Raw genomic sequence first — 16,974 nt, 5'->3', positions numbered from 1 at the left:
CCGACGGGAACCCGCGATCCGTAGGAGCGCCGCGTGGGTCGGACGACGGAGTCCGTCGGGGGTCGCCACTAGGATCGGCCGAGAGTTCGGACGCCCCGTCGACGACGGCGCGGGCAGTGGCCGGGCGACCTACATTCCGGGAGGGGGCGCACGTGCTCAGAGTGCACCGGGCCGAGCGAACCGACACGCTCGCCGCCGAACTCGGTCGCCTGCTGAGCGCTCCCCTCGACGATCCGTTCGCCGCCGAGGTGATCGCCGTCCCGGCCAAGGGTGTCGAGCGTTGGTTGACTCAGCGGCTGTCCGCCGAACTCGGCGCCGACGCCGGATCCGACGGCGTGGCCGCCAACATCGCGTTCCCGTCGCCGGCCCGTCTCGTCGACGAAGCTGCCGCCGCGGTGGCGCGCGTGGCGCCGGAGGACGACCCGTGGTCGCCGGAGCGACTGGTGTGGACGGTGCTCGAGGTGATCGACGACAGCATGGCCGAGGAGTGGGCGGCACCGCTGGCCCGGCATCTCGGCGGTGGCGACGACGAGTACCGCTCGCGCAGGCGTTACGCCACCGCGCTGCACGTGGTGTCGTTGTTGCGCGCGTACGCGTCCCAGCGTCCCGCGATGCTCGCCGCCTGGGTTTCCGATACCGGGCAGGTCTCCGATACCGGGTGGGCCCCCGATGGTGTAGGTGACGGCGCGGGAAACGCCCTCGCAGCGGACCAGCTCTGGCAGGCCGAGCTCTTCCGGCGGGTGCGGCGCAAGGTGGACGCGCCGAGCCCCGCCGAACGGCTGCCCGACATCTGTGCGCAACTGCGGGACCGGCCGGACCTGTCGGAGCTGCCGTCCAGGTTCTCGCTGTTCGGTCCCACCCGTCTGGCCACCGACCAGCTCGCCGTGCTCGACGCGCTGGCCGCCCATCGCGACGTCCATCTGTGGCTCCCGCATCCGAGCCCGCGCATGTGGGACGAGCTCGTGACCGCCGCACCACCGGTGCGCCGCGCCGAGGACGACGGCGCGCTGGAGGTACGGAATCCGTTGCTGGCGGCGTTGTCCCGCGACGTGCGTGAGATGCAGTACCGCATCGGCCGGTTGTCGGCGGAACACGTCCACCACCAGGGTGCCCCGGCGGCGGCCTCGCTGCTCGGCGCTCTGCAGGACGACGTCGTCCACGATCGGCCGCCGAGTCCGGCCGCTGCGGACGGATCGGTCACGGTGCACGCGTGTCACGGTCCGGCCCGGCAGGTCGAGGTGCTGCGGGAGGCGCTGCTACACGCGTTCGCCGACGACCCCACCCTCGAACCGCGAGACGTCATCGTGATGTGTCCCGATGTCGAGACCTACGCGCCACTGGTGCGTGCGGTGTTCGGCGCGGCAGGAGAACCCGAACACGAGCACCCGGGCCATCGGCTCCGGGTGCGGCTGGCGGACCGTGGTCTGCGCCGTACCAATCCGGTGCTCGACGTGGTCGCCACGTTGCTCGTTCTCGCGGAGGGCAGGGTCAACGCGAGCGCGCTCCTCGATCTCGCGGATTCCACTCCGGTCCGGACGCGCTTCGATTTCACCGACGACGACCTCGAGCGGTTGCGGGAGTGGACGGCCGAGTCCGGGGCGCGGTGGGGGATCGGCCCGCGACAGCGCGCCGGATTCGGTCTGGCCGAGTTTCCGCAGAACACGTTCGGCACGGCACTCGATCGGATCCTCCTCGGCGCCTGCTCCGACGAGGACGGATGGCTCGGGCTCGCGCTCCCGCTCGGTGACGTCGATTCCAGCGACATCGACCTCGCCGGACGATTCTCGGAGTTCGTCGATCGGCTCGACGTCGTCCTGCGCGATCTCGCGGGCCCGCATTCGGTCGAGCACTGGGGGCGAGTACTCGGACGTGCGCTGGATCTGGTCACCGCGACGAGCCCGCGGGACGACTGGCAGCAGGGGCAGGCCCGTCGGGAACTGGCCGAGGCCACGGAGTTCGGTGGCGACCGGCGGCTACAGCTCGCCGACGTGCGCGCGATGCTCGCCGCGCGGCTCGCCGGGCGGCCCACCCGGGCGAACTTCCGGACCGGCGAACTCACCGTGTGCACGATGGTGCCGATGCGGTCGGTGCCGCATCGGGTGGTGGCGTTGCTCGGCCTGGACGACGACGTGTTTCCCCGGTCGGCCGGCATCGACGGCGACGACGTCTGCGCGGGTGAGCCGCTGATCGGCGAACGAGACCACCGGAGCGAGGACCGCCAGCTGCTGCTGGACGCGATCATGTCGGCGGGGCAGCGGCTGCTGTTGTTCTACACCGGCGCGGACCCGGTGACCGGTGGCCGCCGTCCACCGGCGATTCCGCTCGGGGGGCTGATGGACGTGCTCGCCGGAATGACCGGTGGCGCGGTCGAGGAGACCGGTGTGCTCACCCGGCATCCGTTGCAGCCGTTCGATCCGTCGAATTTCGTGCCGGAACGGCCGTTCGGGTTCGACCGCGCTGCGCTGGCGGGGGCGCGTGCGGCCGCACGTCCGGCACAGCCGGCACCCTCCGCCGCCGGAGTCACGCTGGCTCCCGTGCCGGAGTCGGACGTCGACCTGACGGATCTGGTGGCGTTCCTGGTCAATCCCGCTCAGGCGTTCCTGCGGCAACGACTCGGCGTCCGGGTTCCCGAGCTCGACGAGGCACTGTCGGATTCGCTGGCGGTGGAGCTGGACCCGTTGCAGCGCTGGGACATCGGCGAGCGGATGCTGGCATCCCGACTCGCCGGGGAGGATCCGGCCCGGTTCCGGGCTGCGGAATGGCGGCGCGGGACGCTGCCGCCGTTCGCGCTGGGTAACCTGGCGCTCGCGGACATCGAGAGGGCGGTCGACGCGCTCGCGGACGCGTGCCTGCCGCTGTACGGGCCGGACCCGGACACCGCCTACGTCTCGGTCGACCTCGGTGCCGGGCGGCGGTTGAGCGGCACGGTGTCCGGTATCCGCGACGGCGTGCTGGTGCGGTCGTCCTTCTCACGGTTGGCGCCGAAGCATCGGATGGCGGCCTGGGTGCAATTGCTCGCCGTCGCGGTGCACTCCGAGGGTGCGGTGCGGACGGCGGTGACGACGGGTCGCGGCAGCGGACATCGGCCGGCGTGGCGCTCGACCCTGACGGCTCCGGAGGACGCGGCGAGTGTGCTGCGCCGCCTGGTCGCCCTGCGGGATCGCGGACTGTGTGCGCCGCTGCCGGTGTCGCCGACCGCCTCGGAGGCCTACGCGGAGAGACGAGTTCGCGGTGACGACCCGGCCGAGGCTCTGGCGGCCGCCGATCGGTGCTGGTCCGGCAAGTTCGGCGATCGGGAGGATCGGGTGATGGTCTATCTGCACGGACGCGTGGCGGAACTGGATGCGCTCGCCGCCGCGGCGGGAACGGTGGAGCCGTCCGGCTTCGGGGATGTCGCGCTCGAGCTGTGGTCGCCGCTGCTCGCGGCGGAGCAGGTGGGGCAGCCGTGAGCTTCGATCTGCTCGGTCCGCTGCCCACCGGGACGACCGTGCTCGAGGCGAGTGCCGGTACCGGGAAGACGTACACGATCGTGGGCCTGGCCACCCGCTACGTCGCCGAGGGGCACGCGGACGTCGCGGATCTGTTGCTGGTCACGTTCAGTCGTGCCGCCACTCAGGAATTGCGGGAGCGGACGCGGGAGCGGTTCACCGTCACCGCGGCCGCCCTCGCGGATCCGGATGCCGCGCGGTCGGGATCGGACCCGTTGGCGAGGCTGCTCGCGGACGCCGATGCCGAGACGGTCGAGCAGCGTCGGCGACGGCTGGTGCAGGCGCTGGCGGACTTCGATGCCGGCACGATCGTCACCACGCACAGCTTCTGCCAGCGGATGCTCGACGGTCTCGGTATCGCCGGGGAGTCCGATGCGGACGTGACCCTCGTGGAGTCGGTCGACGACCTGGCCGTCGAGGCCGCCGACGACGTCTACCTGCAGGCGTACGCGCGGCGGGACGGACCGCCGCCGTTCGCTCCCCGCGACGCCCGGGAGCTGGCCCGTGCCGTTGTCCGAGATCGTCAGGCGGTGCTGGCGCCCGATGCGGACACCGAGACGGCCGCCGGGCACCGTGTCGCGTTCTCGCGCGCCGTGCGTGAGGAGGTCGCCCGGCGCAAGCGGCTCGCCGGTGTCCGGGATTTCGACGACCTGCTCGTGTTGCTGCACGGTGTGCTCACGGACCCGGACCACGGCGAATCCGCCTGTCGCCGGGTGCGCGATCACTACCGGATCGTGCTCGTCGACGAGTTCCAGGACACCGACCCACTGCAGTGGGACATCATCCGGCGTGCCTTCCACGGTGCCCGCACCCTCGTACTCGTCGGTGATCCGAAGCAGGCCATCTATGCCTTCCGCGGCGCCGAGGTACTCAGCTATCTCGATGCGGTCCGGCACGCCGACAGGCACGAGGACCTCGCGATGAACTGGCGCAGCGACGCCCCTCTGATCGAGGCACTCGAGCACCTGTACGGAGGCGCAGCGCTCGGGCATCCGGACATCACGGTGCGGCCGGTGGAAGCCAACCACTCCGAGCGGAGGCTGAATCCGGCAGCCGGCGAGCCGGACGCGCCACTGCGGCTGCGCTACCTCACCCGCACCGGCCTCGGCCCCCTGGGGAAGACGGGTTTCCCCGCGGTCGGCGCGGTGCGCCGCCGGGTCGCGGAAGATCTGGCGGCCGACGTCGTCGGACTTCTCGACGGGCGGGCGTCGCTCACCGGTGGTCCGGCGGGCCCGCGGCCGGTGGCGCCGGGCGACGTTGCGATCCTGGTACGCACGCGGGCCCAGATCGACCTGGTCCGTGAGGCATTGGACGAGGTCGGCGTCCCCTCGGTCCTGGCCGGAGGCGCCAGCGTGTTCGCCACCGAGAGCGCGACGCACTGGCTGTGGGTGCTGCAGGCGCTGGAACAACCGCACCGTGGGGACCGGGTGCGGCTGGCCGCACTCACCCCGGTCCTGGGCTGGTCGCCGGAACGGCTCGATTCCGAGGCAGAGGATGCCGTCGGCCGGATGGCAGGCTGGCTCCGCGAGCTGTCCGCGATCTTCCACCGCACCGGCTTCGCCGCGGTGTACGAGAGGATCTCCGCCGAAACAGGATTGGAGCAGCGGCTGCTGTCGGTGACGTCCGGCGAGCGGGCACTCACCGACATCCGGCATCTCGCGCAGCTCTTCGGCCGGGCGGCGGCGGAGGAGTCGATGGGCCTGGCGGAGCTGACCCGCTGGCTCACCGAGCGTATCGAGGACCCCATCGCGGGCGGCGGCGCCGACCGCAGCCGGCGTCTGGACAGCGACGCGGACGCGGTGCAGATCGCCACCGTGCACGCGAGCAAGGGGCTCGAATTCCCCATCGTCTACCTGCCGTTCGCCTGGGATGCCGCGAAGAATCCCTACCCGGCCACTCGGCTGCTGCACGACGACGAGGGCCGCCGCATCCTCGACGTCGGCGGCCGGGACGGTCCCGGATACCGCGACCGTGGCCGCCGGGCGGATGCCGAGGAATCAGGGGAGGAGCTGCGACTGTTGTACGTCGCGGCCACTCGTGCCCGGAGCCGGCTCGTGGCGTGGTGGGCGCCCGCGGCATCGACCTCCCGGGCACCGTTGCACCGGTTGATCTTCGGCCGGGAGCCGGGGGTCGCGGAACCCGTCGAGGTGGCCAAGGTCCCGGAGGACGCGCACGCGGTGCACCGGCTCGAAGCGTGGCCCGCACAGGCGGCGGCGGTCATCTCGGTCGAGCCGGCGTCGGCGGCGCGGGTGCAGCGGTACACCCGTGGCGGGACACCGGTCACGGATCTGGCCGTCGCCACGTTCGCCCGCACTCTCGATCTCGTGTGGCGACGGACGTCGTATTCGGCGCTCACGAGTTCGGCGCACGAGCAGGCGGTGGCGACCACGGGGAGCGAGAGCGAGGATCCGGGGATCACCGACGAGCCGGAGGACTCGGTGTCGGCGGCGCTCGTCCCCGAGCCCGAGGCGGGGCTGCTCTCGCCGATGAACGACTTTCCCGGCGGTACCGAGTTCGGCACCCTCGTGCACGAGGTGCTCGAACACGTCGACACCGGCACCGGGGATCTGCGGGGTGAACTCGTGCGGGCGTGCCGGGATGCGGTGGCCGCGCAGCTGGCGGACCTCGATCCGGACGCACTCGCCGGTGCGCTGCACACCGTCATGCACACGCCGATGGGTGAGACGACCCTGGCCGACGTCGCGCCCCGGGACCTGCTGCCCGAGCTCGAGTTCGAGATCCCGCTGTCCGGTGGCGACACTCCGGTCCCTGACGCGGTCACCCTCGCGGACATCGCGGCGTCGATGCGCAGGCATCTGAGCGTGGACGACCCGCTGCGGGACTATCCGGCGCTGCTCGAGACGGTCGAGGCACCGCCGCTGCGCGGCTTCCTCACCGGCAGCATCGACGCCGTGATCCGTGCGGACGGACCGCGCTACGTCGTCGTCGACTACAAGACGAACCGGCTCGGCACCGGCGATCTGACCACGGCGCACTACACCCGGGAACGCATGGCGCAGGCGATGATGCAGTCCCACTATCCACTGCAGGCCCTGCTGTACGCGGCGGCGTTGCATCGCTACCTGAGGTGGCGTCAACCCGAGTACGACCCGGACCGGCACCTCGGAGGAGTGTGCTACCTCTTCGTCCGAGGCATGGTCGGCCCGGACACCCCCGCCGGGTGCGGGGTGTTCGACTGGTGCCCGCCCGCGGCGCTGGTGACGGAGCTGTCCGAGTTGCTCGCCGGCAAGGGGGTGTCGTGACCGAACCACTGATCGCGCAGCGCGGCACCGGCCTGCTCCGAGTGTTCAACGACGCCGGGGTGCTGTCGGCCGCGGACGTGCACGTGGCCGAGCGGCTGCGCAAGCTCGGCGGCGAGACCGCCGAACACGTCACGTTCGCGGCCGCACTCGCGGTGCGGGCGGTGCGCTCCGGATCCGTCTGCCTGGATGTGCGGCGCATGCGCGAGGTCACCGTCGAGGAGGCCACCGAGGAGGAACTCGCGGCGCTGCCCTGGCCCGATGCCGACGAGGTCGTCGCGGCGCTGCGCGTCAGCCCGCTGGTGCTCGGCGGCGGGACCGGACCGCTACGGCCGTTGCGCATGGTGGACACCGACGAGGGTGAACTGCTCTACCTCGACCGGTATTTCGTCCAGGAACAGACCATCCGCCGAGTCCTCGACACGCGTGCGCAGGACGCCCCCTCGCTCGACGTCGACCTGCTGGCCCGCGGACTCGACGAGTACTTCCGTGCGCCGGGAGGCGGGCCGTCGCAGGCACCGGATCGTCAGCGGATCGCGGCCGCGCTCGCCGTCTCGCGGTGGACGACGGTGGTTGCCGGCGGGCCGGGAACCGGCAAGACCCACACCGTCGCGCGGGTCCTGGCGCTGGTATCCGCGCAGTTCGACAGGCCACCGCGGATCGGACTGGCCGCACCCACCGGCAAGGCCGCCGCGCGCCTGCAGGAAGCCGTCGACGACCAGGCCCCGGCGCTGGGACTCCCGGACGGCATGAAGGCGATGACCCTGCACCGTCTGCTCGGGTGGCAGCGTGGCGGCACCCGGTTCCGGTACAACCCGGCCAACAGGTTGCCCTTCGACGTCGTCGTGGTCGACGAGACGTCGATGGTGTCGTTGACGATGATGTGCAGGCTGCTCGAGGCGATGCGTCCGGACGCCCGGTTGATCCTCGTCGGCGACCCGGATCAATTGACCTCCGTGGACGCAGGCGCCGTGCTGGCGGATCTGGTGGCCAGGCCGGTCCGCGGTGGCGACGACGCGGTGCTGCGTCGAGTCGTCGGCGCCGATCTCGAGGCGACGTCCGACCCCGACGAGGCGGCACTGGGCCGCTCCGAGCTCCAGCGGCTGCGCGGTGGTGTCGTCCGGCTCAGCCGGGGCCGCAGGTTCGGGGGCGCCATCGCCCGCTTGGCCGTCGCGGTGCGGGACGGCCGCGACGACGACGTGATGGCATTGCTGCGCGCGGACGACCCGACCGTATCCCTGTGCGCGCCGGAAGATCTCGCGGAGTTGCACAGCGACGTGGTGGACGCGTCGGTGGCGGTGACCGCGGCTGCCGATGCAGGCGACGCGCTCGCGGCCCTCTCCGGTCTCGAGGCGCACCGGCTGTTGTGCGCGCACCGGGAGGGCCCGTTCGGTGTGCAGCGCTGGGCCCTGCAGGCGCAGGAATGGGTCGCGCAGGCGCAGGGACGCCGTCTCGATCCGGACAGTTGGTATCCGGGCCAACCCCTGCTGGTGACAGCCAACGACCACGAACTGCGGGTCTACAACGGCGATGCGGGTGTGATCGTGGCCCGCCCCGACGGGTCGCTCGCGGCCGCGTTCCCGCGGGGCGACGATGCGCTGCTGTTGCACCCGAGCCAGCTGTCCGAGGTGCAGACCGTCTACGCCATGACCATCCACCGAAGTCAGGGCAGCCAGTACGACACGGTGTCCGTGGTCCTGCCGGAGGAGGGTGCGTCGCTCCTCACCCGGGAACTGCTCTACACCGCGATCACCCGGGCGCGCAGGCACGTGCGCATCATCGGCACCGAGGAATCGGTGCGGGCCGGTGTCCGCCGTCAGGTGCTGCGGGCATCAGGCCTGCGCCGGGAGGTGCGTCCCTTCCCGGCGTCGTGACCGACGCTCACTCGGGTGCGCCGATGTTCAGCTCGTCCGGGTGGGCTCCGACGCGGGTGCCGTCGTCGAGGGTGTCGATCTCGCTGAGGTCGAGGTCGGTGAGCTCGAAGTCGTAGACGTCGATGTTCTGGGCGATCCGCTCCTCGTGCACGGACTTCGGGATGACGATCAACCCGTTCTGCAGGTGCCAGCGAATGAGGATCTGGGCGGGGGTCTTGCTGTGCCGGTCGGCGATGCGGGCGATGATCGGGTCGGCGAGCAGGGTGTTCGGCTTCGACGCCGAGCCCCAGCCGGAGTTGCTGGTCCCGCCGAGTGGGCTCCACGACTCGACGGTGACGCCGTGGTCGGCCGCGAACGCGCGAACCTCCTTCTGGGTGAGGTGTGGATGCAACTCCACCTGGTCGACGGCGGGAACGGTGCCGCCCAGGTCGAGGAGGACCTGCAGGTGGTGTGGCTCGAAGTTGCACACGCCGATGGCCTTCGCGCGGCCGGATTCGGCGATCTTCTCGAGCGCCTCCCAGGTTCGTTCGATGCGATCGGTGTCCTGTAGCGGCCAGTGGATCAGGTACAGGTCGACGTAGTCGGTGCCGAGTTTGGCGAGACTGGCGTCGAACGCCTGCAGGGCCGGTTCGTAGCCCTGGTCCGAATTCCACAGCTTGGTGGTCAGGAAGATCTCTTCCCGCGGCACCGCCGACGAGCGGATGCCGCGGCCGACTCCCTCCTCGTTGCCGTACGCGGCGGCGGTGTCGATGTGCCGGTAGCCGGCCTCGTCCAGGGCGAACCGGACGGCGGCCTCGGTCTCGTCGTTCGTGGCCTGCCAGACCCCCAGACCGAGCTGCGGGATGGAGGTACCGGAGTTCAGGGTGATCGTGGGAGTGGTCATGGATCCAGGCTAGCGAGAGAGCGCCGGTATGTGTCGGGTGTGCGTGGGGATCGACGTACTGCGTGAACGCTCCCCAGTTGGTGCCGGCGCGCCCGCGATCGGGGGAGCGCCGGCACCAACCGGGAAGCGGAACGGTTCCGGCTGCCGGGCGGGTGCGGACCTGGACGTGGAATCATGCACACCGTGAGCGGGATCAAGCTGGTCGCGACGGACCTCGACGGCACGCTGCTGCGCTCGGACCGCACGGTGTCGCCCCGGACGGCGCGGGCGCTCGCCGCGGCGCGGGAAGCCGGTATCGAGGTGGTGTGGGCGACCGCGCGGGCGCGGCACTCCGTCGGCGACCTCGCCGCCTCGTGCGGGTTCCGTGGCTCGGCGGTGTGTGCCAACGGTGCGGTCGTTCTCGATCTGGCAGGCGGCGCACCGGCGATCGTCGGCACCGTCTCCATCGACCTCGCAGCCGCAGCGGCAGCGATGGATCGGATCCGCACCCTGATCCCTGGTGCCGTGTTCGCCAACGTCGGCCCCACCACGTTCGTCGCGGAGCCCGCATACGCCGCGCTGTGCGAGTTCGCCGACCACCACCGGCACCCGCACGAGATGACGCTCGCCGACGTGCTGCCGTTCCTGCCCGAACCGATGGTCAAGATCGTCGCGCGGCACCCGGAGGTCACGAGCACCCAGCTGTACCGTTTCGTCGTCGATGCGGCGATTCCGGGTGTCGCGCCGACGCATTCGGGTGCGCCGTACATCGAACTCGCGGCAGCCGGGGTGTCCAAGGCCAGTGCACTCGCCCAACTGTGCGCGCAGCGTTCGCTCGATCCGGGGCAGGTCGCGGTGATCGGTGACGCGGTCAACGACGTGCCGATGCTGTCGTGGGCGGGGACGGCGCTGTGCCCGTCGAACGCGCTGCCCGAGGTGGCGGCGCTGGCCGACCGGATCCTGCCGAGCAACGACGAGGACGCCGTCGCCCACTACCTCGAGGAACTCGTCGGAGCCGTCTGAGGCTCCAACGGTGTCAACGCATAGTTGCGCCTGATTCTCCCGTGCTCGCCCGGCTCATCGACAGCGCCGCCAGCTCCTGTCCGAGTTTCGAAAAGTAGATGACATTCGCGCTGTACCGTGTCCGCTGTGGGAATCATGGACGGAATGATGGGCAATGCGACAGGCGATTGATATTGGTGGACAAACAGGGGATCACCGGCCGAAAAGTCGAGTACCACAGTGTGTTGTACAAGTCGATCACGCATTTCGCAGTCGAGACGGCAGGGACATTCGACCTCGATGCAGAATTGAAGATTTGGATCTCGGGTAATCCAGTACCGATCCAGAAACAGTTCAATCGCCAGGTGGACATTTACGAGGTTCAAGGACTACTCGCGCATTTCGTGGCCGGCTGACAAGCGGTTGACAGTGGACGTTACTCGACCTCTGCTGTAAATCTGGTCGTGAACTCTTCGTCGCCGAGCATCGCGCGGGCCCCGCTCTCGATACGGGCGACGTCCCCTCGCTCGCCGGGAGGCAGAGGCAAGCCGACGGACAGGCGCAGGGCATGGGCTTCACCGAGCAGCCGGGCGGCGGCGACGGCGTGGCCGTCGGCGAGTTCGACGCCGGCCAGACCCTCGTGTGCCAGCGCGATCGCCCGGACATCCCCGAGCCGACGGGCGGCTTCGAGGCCACGTCGGTGTAGATCGTGGGCAGCTCCGGTGTCGCCGCGCAGTTCCGCGGCGAACCCGAGTTCGGCGTACATCAGTGTGGTGACCGGCAGGAAGTCGCGGCTCAGCCCCCAATCGAGCATGACCCTCAGTGGCTCCTCCGCCTCGTCGAGTCGGTGCATCCGCCGGAGCGTGAGCCCCAGTCCGATCGTCGCCGACACCCGCCCGCCCTCGTATCCGTGCTCGTCGGCGACCGCCAACGCATCCCGGTGCAACGCCAGTGATCGTTCGACATCGTGCTCGAGCAGAGCGATCCGCGCCATCCCACACAGCCGGTCCGACGCCGGGTGCCAGAGTCCCAACTCCCGGGCCCCGCGATATCCCTGCTGGTGAAGACGCATCGCCTCCGGGTAGTCGCCGGCGGCCTCGGCGAGGATGGCGAGTGGGTAGGCGGCCTGCGCTCGGCCCCAGGCGTCGCCGAGATCGGTGAACACGGCCATGCTCGTCTCGGCGTCGGAACGTCCGCCGTCGGCTTCGTCGGAGCCGAGGCGAAGCTGCGCTCGTACGCACAGTGCCGCGGCGAGGCCCCACCGGTCCCCGGCCGATTCGAGGGCGGGGATCGCACGGTCGACGAAGGCCCGGGCAGTGTCCATCGCGACGACGGCGTACGCGGCGAATGCCAGGAACCACAGCGTGCGGCCGGAGACCGACCCCACGTCGTCGAGGTCGCCCGGGAGAGGCGGAGAAGACGTCCCGGCGAGGATCTCGAAACCGTTGTGCCACAGTTCCGTACCGGTCTGCCGAGCCGGATCGTCGGCCGTCGTCGCGACGACCGATCTCAGGAGCCGGCACGCCTCCGTATATCGGCCGCGCAGGACCCAGTACCAGCGCAGCGCTTCGACCATGCGCAGGGATTCGGGGTTACCGGGACGTTCGGCGACGGCGCGCAGGTTGGCGTACTCCTCGTCGAGGACGGCGAGCAGACGGGCCTGCTCCGGCCCTTCGAGCTCGGGCGCGGCACGCTCCGCCAGTGCGGTGAAGTACCTGCTGTGACGGCTCGTCACCCGGTCCAGTTCGTTCTCCGCTTCCAGATGAGCGGCGCAGAACTCGGCCACGGTGGCGAGGAGCCGGTAGCGCGCGGGCCCGTCCCGGTGCACGTCGGCGACCACCAGTGAGCGGTCCACCAGGCGGGCCAGAAGGTCCGTCACCGCGTCCTCCGGGACGTCGGGCGCGGAACACACCGATCGGGCCGCAGCCGCGGTGAACCCGCCGGCGAACACGGCGAGCCGCCGGAGCACCGCCCGTTCCGCGGCGGTGAGGAGCGAGAAACTCCAGTCGATCATCGAGTGGAGTGTGCGTTGCCGCGGTGGGAGGTCGGTGAGTGTGGCAGCCGGTTGCAGCCGGTCGTCGAGGCGGTCGAGCAGCCCGGGGACACCGAGGACCCGTACCCGCGGTGCGACGAGTTCCAGAGCCAGGGGAATGCCGTCCAGCCGTCGGCAGATCTGCGCGATCGAATCCGAATTCCGTGGGTGCAGGGAGAATTCGGGCAGCGTCGATGCGACGCGATCCACGAACAAACGGACGGCCGGAGAGCCGGCCGGATCGTCGCCCGGCTGCGGGAGTTCGAGTGGGTCGACCGGCAGTATGCGCTCGCCGGCGAGTGCGAGGGGTTGTCGGCTGGTTGCGAGGACCCGAAGCGCCGGGTGCGCGCGGAGTAGACGCGCAGTGAGGACCCCGGTCGGGTCGACGACGTGCTCACAGTTGTCGAGGACGAGAAGGATCTCCCGGTTCGTCAGTGCCGCGTCGAGTCGGTCGACCGCCGGAACGGGTGTGGCCGTCGGCAGCGGTGGCATCGACGGATGGTCCGTGACACCGAGCGCCGCCAGAACCGCCTCGGCGACCCGTTCGCTCGGGTGGCGATCGGACGGGGGCGCAAGTTGTTCGAGTTCGACGAAGCACACCGCGAGGGTGCGGTTCGTCGCCAGGGTGTGCGCGACTTCGACGGCGAGGCGGGTCTTTCCGACACCGCCGATCCCGGTGAGGGTGACGAGCCGTCCGTCCCGGAGTGCCGTGACCGCGGTCTGCACCGCGCGTTCGCGGCCCACGAGTGGCGTGACGGGGGCGGGGATGCGGCCCGGGTGAGGGGTGGCGACCTGGTCGCGCAGCAGCGACTCGTGGAGCGCGACGAGCGAGGGATCCGGATCGAGGCCGGTAGCGTCGGCCAGGGCGTCGCGGTGCGCACGAAAGCTCGCCAGCGCTTCCGCGCGGAGGCCGGATGCGGCCAGCGCCCGCATGTGCAGGACTCGGATCCGGGGCCGAAGTGGATGACGAGCAACGAGTTCGGAAAGCTCGGCGACGAGCGTTCGAGGGTCTTCGGCGGCGATCCTCGCCTCCAGCCAATCTTCCGTGGCGACGACTCGGAGCTCGTCGAGGCGTGTCCGTTCGCCGGCGAACCAGGGGTCGTCCCACTCCTCGAAGGCGTCGCCGCGCCACAGGCCGAGGGCGGCGTCGAGGCAGGCCAGCCGCCGGTCGGTGTCCCGCGTCCGGCTCGCGTGCCGTATCGCCTCGTCGAACTCGTCCGCGTCGCGGTGGCACCGTCCGGCGTCGAGCCGGTAGCCACCCGACCCGTGGAGCACGAGAGACCGGTCGCCGAGAGCCCGGCGCAGCTGGGAGACCTTGGACTGCAGCGCGTTGCCCGCGGTCCGTGGTGGACCAGCCGGCCACAGCAGGTCGACGAGCCGATCGACCGAGACCGGCCGGCCGGGGTACACGAGCAGGGCAGCCAGCAGGAGACGGACCTTCGGCTCCGTCACCTCGACGACGGCGCCGCCGTCCGTGTCCGCAGTCTCCGTGTCCGCAAGCAAGGGGCCGAGCACGCCGAACCGCATGCCGGACAGCCTAGTGCGGGCCTCCGTCAGGTCGCCGTCAGTGATCCGTCAGCGGCGTCGCGCAGTGTCGGTGCCGTACGGACACAGCGAACAGAGGAGAAGACATGTCGAACACGGAGAACTCCCGGCCGGCGGTCAGTGTGATCGGCCTCGGGCCGATGGGACAGGCGATGGTCAGTGCACTCCTCGCGGCAGGCCACCCGGTCACGGTGTGGAATCGGACCGCGAGCCGCGCCGACGCGCTGGTCGAGCAGGGGGCGGTCCGCGCCCCCACTGCCGCCGCGGCGGTGCGGGCGAGTGACCTCGTCCTCGTGAGCCTCACACACTATGCGGCGATGTACGAAATCCTCGACACCGTCGGCGACGACCTGGGCGGGAAGACGGTGGTCAACCTCAGCTCGGACACTCCCGGCGTCACCCGGGAGGCTGCCCGGTGGCTGGCGGACCGGGGAGCGAGCCTGCTCGTCGGCGGCATCATGGTGCCGGCGCCGCTGGTGGCCACGGACGCGTCGTACGTCTTCTACAGCGGCCCGCAGGCACTGATGGCGACTCATCACGACACACTCGCGGTGATCGGCCGCCCGGACTATCGCGGCGAGGACCCGGCGCTGGCGCAGCTCTGGTACCAGGCACAGCTGGACATCTTCCTCACCGCGCTGTCCACGTTCGCGCATGCCTCGGCCCTGCTCGCGTCGGCCGGGGTCACCGCGAAGGAGTTGGTGCCGTACGCGGCGGAGACGATGGCCCTGGCCACCTCCATGCTCGAGGACTCGGCGCGCCGGTTCGACGTGGGGGACCACAATGACGACGGCGCCGACGTGGTGATGATGGGGGCGACCGCCGACCACATCGTCGGCGCGAGCCGGGAGGCAGGCATCGACGCCGGGCTCCCGGAAGCGGTGAAGGCGCAGTACGACGCCGCGATCGCGTCCGGGATGGCCGGAAGCGGTTGGACGTCGTTGTTCGAGGTCATCCGCAGGCCGCGTCACTGACTCGTTTCCTCTCCTCTCCTCTCCTCTCCTCTCCTCTCCTCTCCTCTCCTCTCGTCTCCCTTCCTCTCCGCCTCCCTCGTCTCCGCCCCTCTTCCCCTGGGTGAAGGTGCCCCGTGCCTCGTTGAATCGGTCGAATGGTCCCTTCGCCCGCGGGGGGAGCGGGGGCGGCGGCGAGAATCGGGGTGGAACCCGGATGTCAGGTGTCGGTGATGTCAGGTATCGGGGATCCCGGTGTCGAGAACGCGACGGCGGTTCCGTCCCAGGGGTACGAGCGGTCGAACGGGCCGCGTGGCGAACGAGGAGATCATCATGAAGTACCTACTGCTGAAGCACTACCGGGGCGGCCCGACACCCGCCGTCGACTTCGCGCCGATGGACCGGTGGACGCCGGAGGAGGTCGACGCACACATACAGTTCATGCGAGACTTCGCGGCCGGCCTGGAGCAGACGGGTGAGTTCGTCGACGCCCAGGCACTGGCGGCCGAGGGTGCGTTCGTGCGGTACGACGGCGAGGGGCGCCCACCGGTGACCGACGGCCCGTTCGCCGAGACCAAGGACCTCATCGCAGGCTGGATGATCATCGACGTGGAGTCCTGGGATCGAGCGGTCCAGCTGGCAGGGGAACTCTCGGCAGCCCCCGGGCCCGGCGGCGACCCGATCCACGAATGGCTCGAGGTTCGCCCGTTCCTCACCGAACCGCCCACAGTGGACGAATGAACGAATCGTTGCTGCGGGAGCTCGTGCCGGAGGTGATCGGCGTCCTCCGCCGCCGGGGAGCCGACTTCCCTTCGGCGGAGGATGCGGCGCAGGAAGCTCTGATCCGAGCGCTGGAGACGTGGCCGGACGATCCACCGCGCGATCCGAAGGGGTGGCTCGTCACGGTCGCGTGGCGCAGGTTCGTCGACGGCGCCCGGGCCGAGACGTCTCGACGTCGACGCGAACATGTCGTGGAGGCGTCGCCGCCCGCCGGCCCGGCACCGGCGACGGACGACACGCTGTGGCTCTACTTCCTCTGTGCACACCCCTCCCTGCCGCGAAATGCGGCCGCCGCGTTGACATTGCGTGCGGTCGGCGGTCTGACGACGCGGCAGATCGCGGCGGCATACCTCGTCCCCGAGGCGACCATGGCACAACGGATCAGCAGGGCCAAACGGCGGCTCACGGGCGTGCCGCTCGACCGGCCCGGTGATCTCGGGACCGTGCTGCGGGTTCTCTACCTCGTCTTCAACGAGGGGTACGGCGGAAACGTGGATCTGACGGCCGAGGCCATTCGCCTCACCCGTCAGCTCGCCGCCTCGACCGACGAGCCCGAGGTCGCGGGTCTGCTCGCGCTCATGCTGCTGCACCAGGCGCGCCGTGCGTCCCGTACCGGTCCCGGGGGTCGCCTGATACCGCTCGGCGAGCAGGATCGATCACTCTGGGATTCCGGCTCGATCGCCGAGGGCGTGACGATCCTCCAGGCGGCGCTGGCTCGTGACCGCCTGGGCGAGTATCAGGCCCAGGCGGCGATCGCCGCCCTGCACGCGGATGCCCCGAGTGCCGACGAGACGGACTGGGTCCAGATCGTCGAGTGGTACGACGAGCTGGTGCGCCTCACCGACAGCCCGGTGGTTCGCCTCAATCGCGCGGTGGCGGTCGGCGAGGCCGACGGGGCACGGACCGGGCTGGCGGCGTTGGCGGACCTGGACCCCGCACTGCCCCGCTACACCGCAGTGTCCGCGTATCTGCACGAACGGCTGGGCGACGTCGACCGCGCTGCCGCTCTGTATGCCGAGGCCGCCCGGGCCGCCACCAGCGTGCCGGAACGTGATCACCTCACCCGGGAGGCAGCCAGGGTGCGGTCGATGCGATGACGCACCTTCTCCCGCCGCCTTCCCCGGGGTGAAAGTGCCCTGTGCCTCGTTGGACCGGTCGAATGGTCCCTTCACCCAAGGGGA

Annotated in this window: 10 protein-coding genes and 1 pseudogene; 9 read left to right on the top strand and 2 right to left on the bottom strand. The window is 70.7% G+C overall.

The features are described 5' to 3' along the window. Nucleotides 1–152 precede the first annotated feature (152 nt). From recC to recD, 3 genes are read left to right on the top strand one after another with little or no spacing between them, the layout of a single operon-like run. Nucleotides 153–3,449 (top strand): exodeoxyribonuclease V subunit gamma, encoded by a 3,297-nt coding sequence (recC, locus tag G4H71_RS07365; RefSeq protein ID WP_072736275.1) that lies wholly within the window; start codon nt 153–155, stop codon nt 3,447–3,449. Continuing rightward, a complete protein-coding gene (locus G4H71_RS07360; RefSeq protein ID WP_246442485.1) occupies nt 3,446–6,751 on the top strand; it encodes a UvrD-helicase domain-containing protein in 3,306 nt (1,101 codons plus the stop codon). Before recC ends, G4H71_RS07360 begins: the two co-directional genes overlap by 4 nt. Then, a complete protein-coding gene (recD, locus tag G4H71_RS07355; protein WP_072736273.1) occupies nt 6,748–8,622 on the top strand; it encodes an exodeoxyribonuclease V subunit alpha in 1,875 nt (624 codons plus the stop codon). Before G4H71_RS07360 ends, recD begins: the two co-directional genes overlap by 4 nt. Nucleotides 8,623–8,629: 7 nt before the next feature. On the opposite strand, the gene G4H71_RS07350 is transcribed toward recD, so the two are convergent. Continuing rightward, complete coding sequence (locus G4H71_RS07350) at nt 8,630–9,505, bottom strand: aldo/keto reductase (RefSeq protein ID WP_072736272.1); 876 nt, start codon at nt 9,503–9,505, stop codon at nt 8,630–8,632. Between the two features lie 183 nt (nt 9,506–9,688). On the opposite strand from G4H71_RS07350, the gene G4H71_RS07345 reads away from it, so the two are divergent. Together G4H71_RS07345 and G4H71_RS07340 are read left to right on the top strand one after the other, a co-directional pair. Beyond that, nucleotides 9,689–10,507, top strand: a complete 819-nt coding sequence (locus G4H71_RS07345; RefSeq protein WP_072736377.1) for an HAD family hydrolase — start codon at nt 9,689–9,691, stop codon at nt 10,505–10,507. A 98-nt stretch (nt 10,508–10,605) separates the two neighbouring features. Next, nucleotides 10,606–10,902, top strand: coding sequence for a PH domain-containing protein (locus tag G4H71_RS07340; protein WP_083342824.1), 297 nt, complete (start codon nt 10,606–10,608; stop codon nt 10,900–10,902). 20 nt (nt 10,903–10,922) lie between these two features. On the opposite strand, the gene G4H71_RS07335 is transcribed toward G4H71_RS07340, so the two are convergent. Continuing rightward, the gene (locus tag G4H71_RS07335) at nt 10,923–14,045 is read right to left on the bottom strand and encodes an AfsR/SARP family transcriptional regulator (RefSeq protein WP_072736271.1); all 3,123 of its coding nucleotides are present in this window, start codon (nt 14,043–14,045) and stop codon (nt 10,923–10,925) included. 98 nt (nt 14,046–14,143) lie between these two features. Here G4H71_RS07335 and G4H71_RS22860 point away from each other — a divergent pair. The 4 genes and pseudogenes from G4H71_RS22860 to G4H71_RS07320 all read left to right on the top strand — a co-directional run. Further along, nucleotides 14,144–14,611 (top strand): annotated as a pseudogene (locus G4H71_RS22860) (NAD(P)-binding domain-containing protein); the annotation flags it as partial. Next, nucleotides 14,588–15,037: an imine reductase family protein gene (locus G4H71_RS22855; protein ID WP_367890088.1), complete on the top strand. Its 450-nt coding sequence runs from the start codon at nt 14,588–14,590 to the stop codon at nt 15,035–15,037. The pseudogene G4H71_RS22860 and the gene G4H71_RS22855, both read left to right, overlap by 24 nt. Before the next feature lie 306 nt (nt 15,038–15,343). Next, a complete protein-coding gene (locus G4H71_RS07325; protein ID WP_217631297.1) occupies nt 15,344–15,754 on the top strand; it encodes a YciI family protein in 411 nt (136 codons plus the stop codon). Beyond that, nucleotides 15,751–16,890 (top strand): RNA polymerase sigma factor, encoded by a 1,140-nt coding sequence (locus G4H71_RS07320; RefSeq protein WP_072736269.1) that lies wholly within the window; start codon nt 15,751–15,753, stop codon nt 16,888–16,890. The genes G4H71_RS07325 and G4H71_RS07320 overlap by 4 nt, the downstream gene beginning before the upstream one ends. The last annotated feature ends 84 nt before the right edge of the window (nt 16,891–16,974 follow it).

Origin of the sequence: Rhodococcus triatomae (assembly GCF_014217785.1) — a bacterium.
Classification (GTDB): Bacteria; Actinomycetota; Actinomycetes; order Mycobacteriales; family Mycobacteriaceae; genus Rhodococcus_F; species Rhodococcus_F triatomae.
Note: the sequence above shows the minus strand (reverse complement) of the source record. Positions and strands in the feature narration are given on the sequence as shown.

Coding starts and splice junctions, on each gene's coding strand:
- G4H71_RS07350 (WP_072736272.1), bottom strand. CDS start 9,505: ATGACCACTCCCACGATCACCCTGAACTCCGGTACCTCCATCCCGCAG.
- G4H71_RS07335 (WP_072736271.1), bottom strand. CDS start 14,045: ATGCGGTTCGGCGTGCTCGGCCCCTTGCTTGCGGACACGGAGACTGCG.
- G4H71_RS07320 (WP_072736269.1), top strand. CDS start 15,751: ATGAACGAATCGTTGCTGCGGGAGCTCGTGCCGGAGGTGATCGGCGTC.
- G4H71_RS22855 (WP_367890088.1), top strand. CDS start 14,588: ATGGCGACTCATCACGACACACTCGCGGTGATCGGCCGCCCGGACTAT.
- G4H71_RS07340 (WP_083342824.1), top strand. CDS start 10,606: ATGACATTCGCGCTGTACCGTGTCCGCTGTGGGAATCATGGACGGAAT.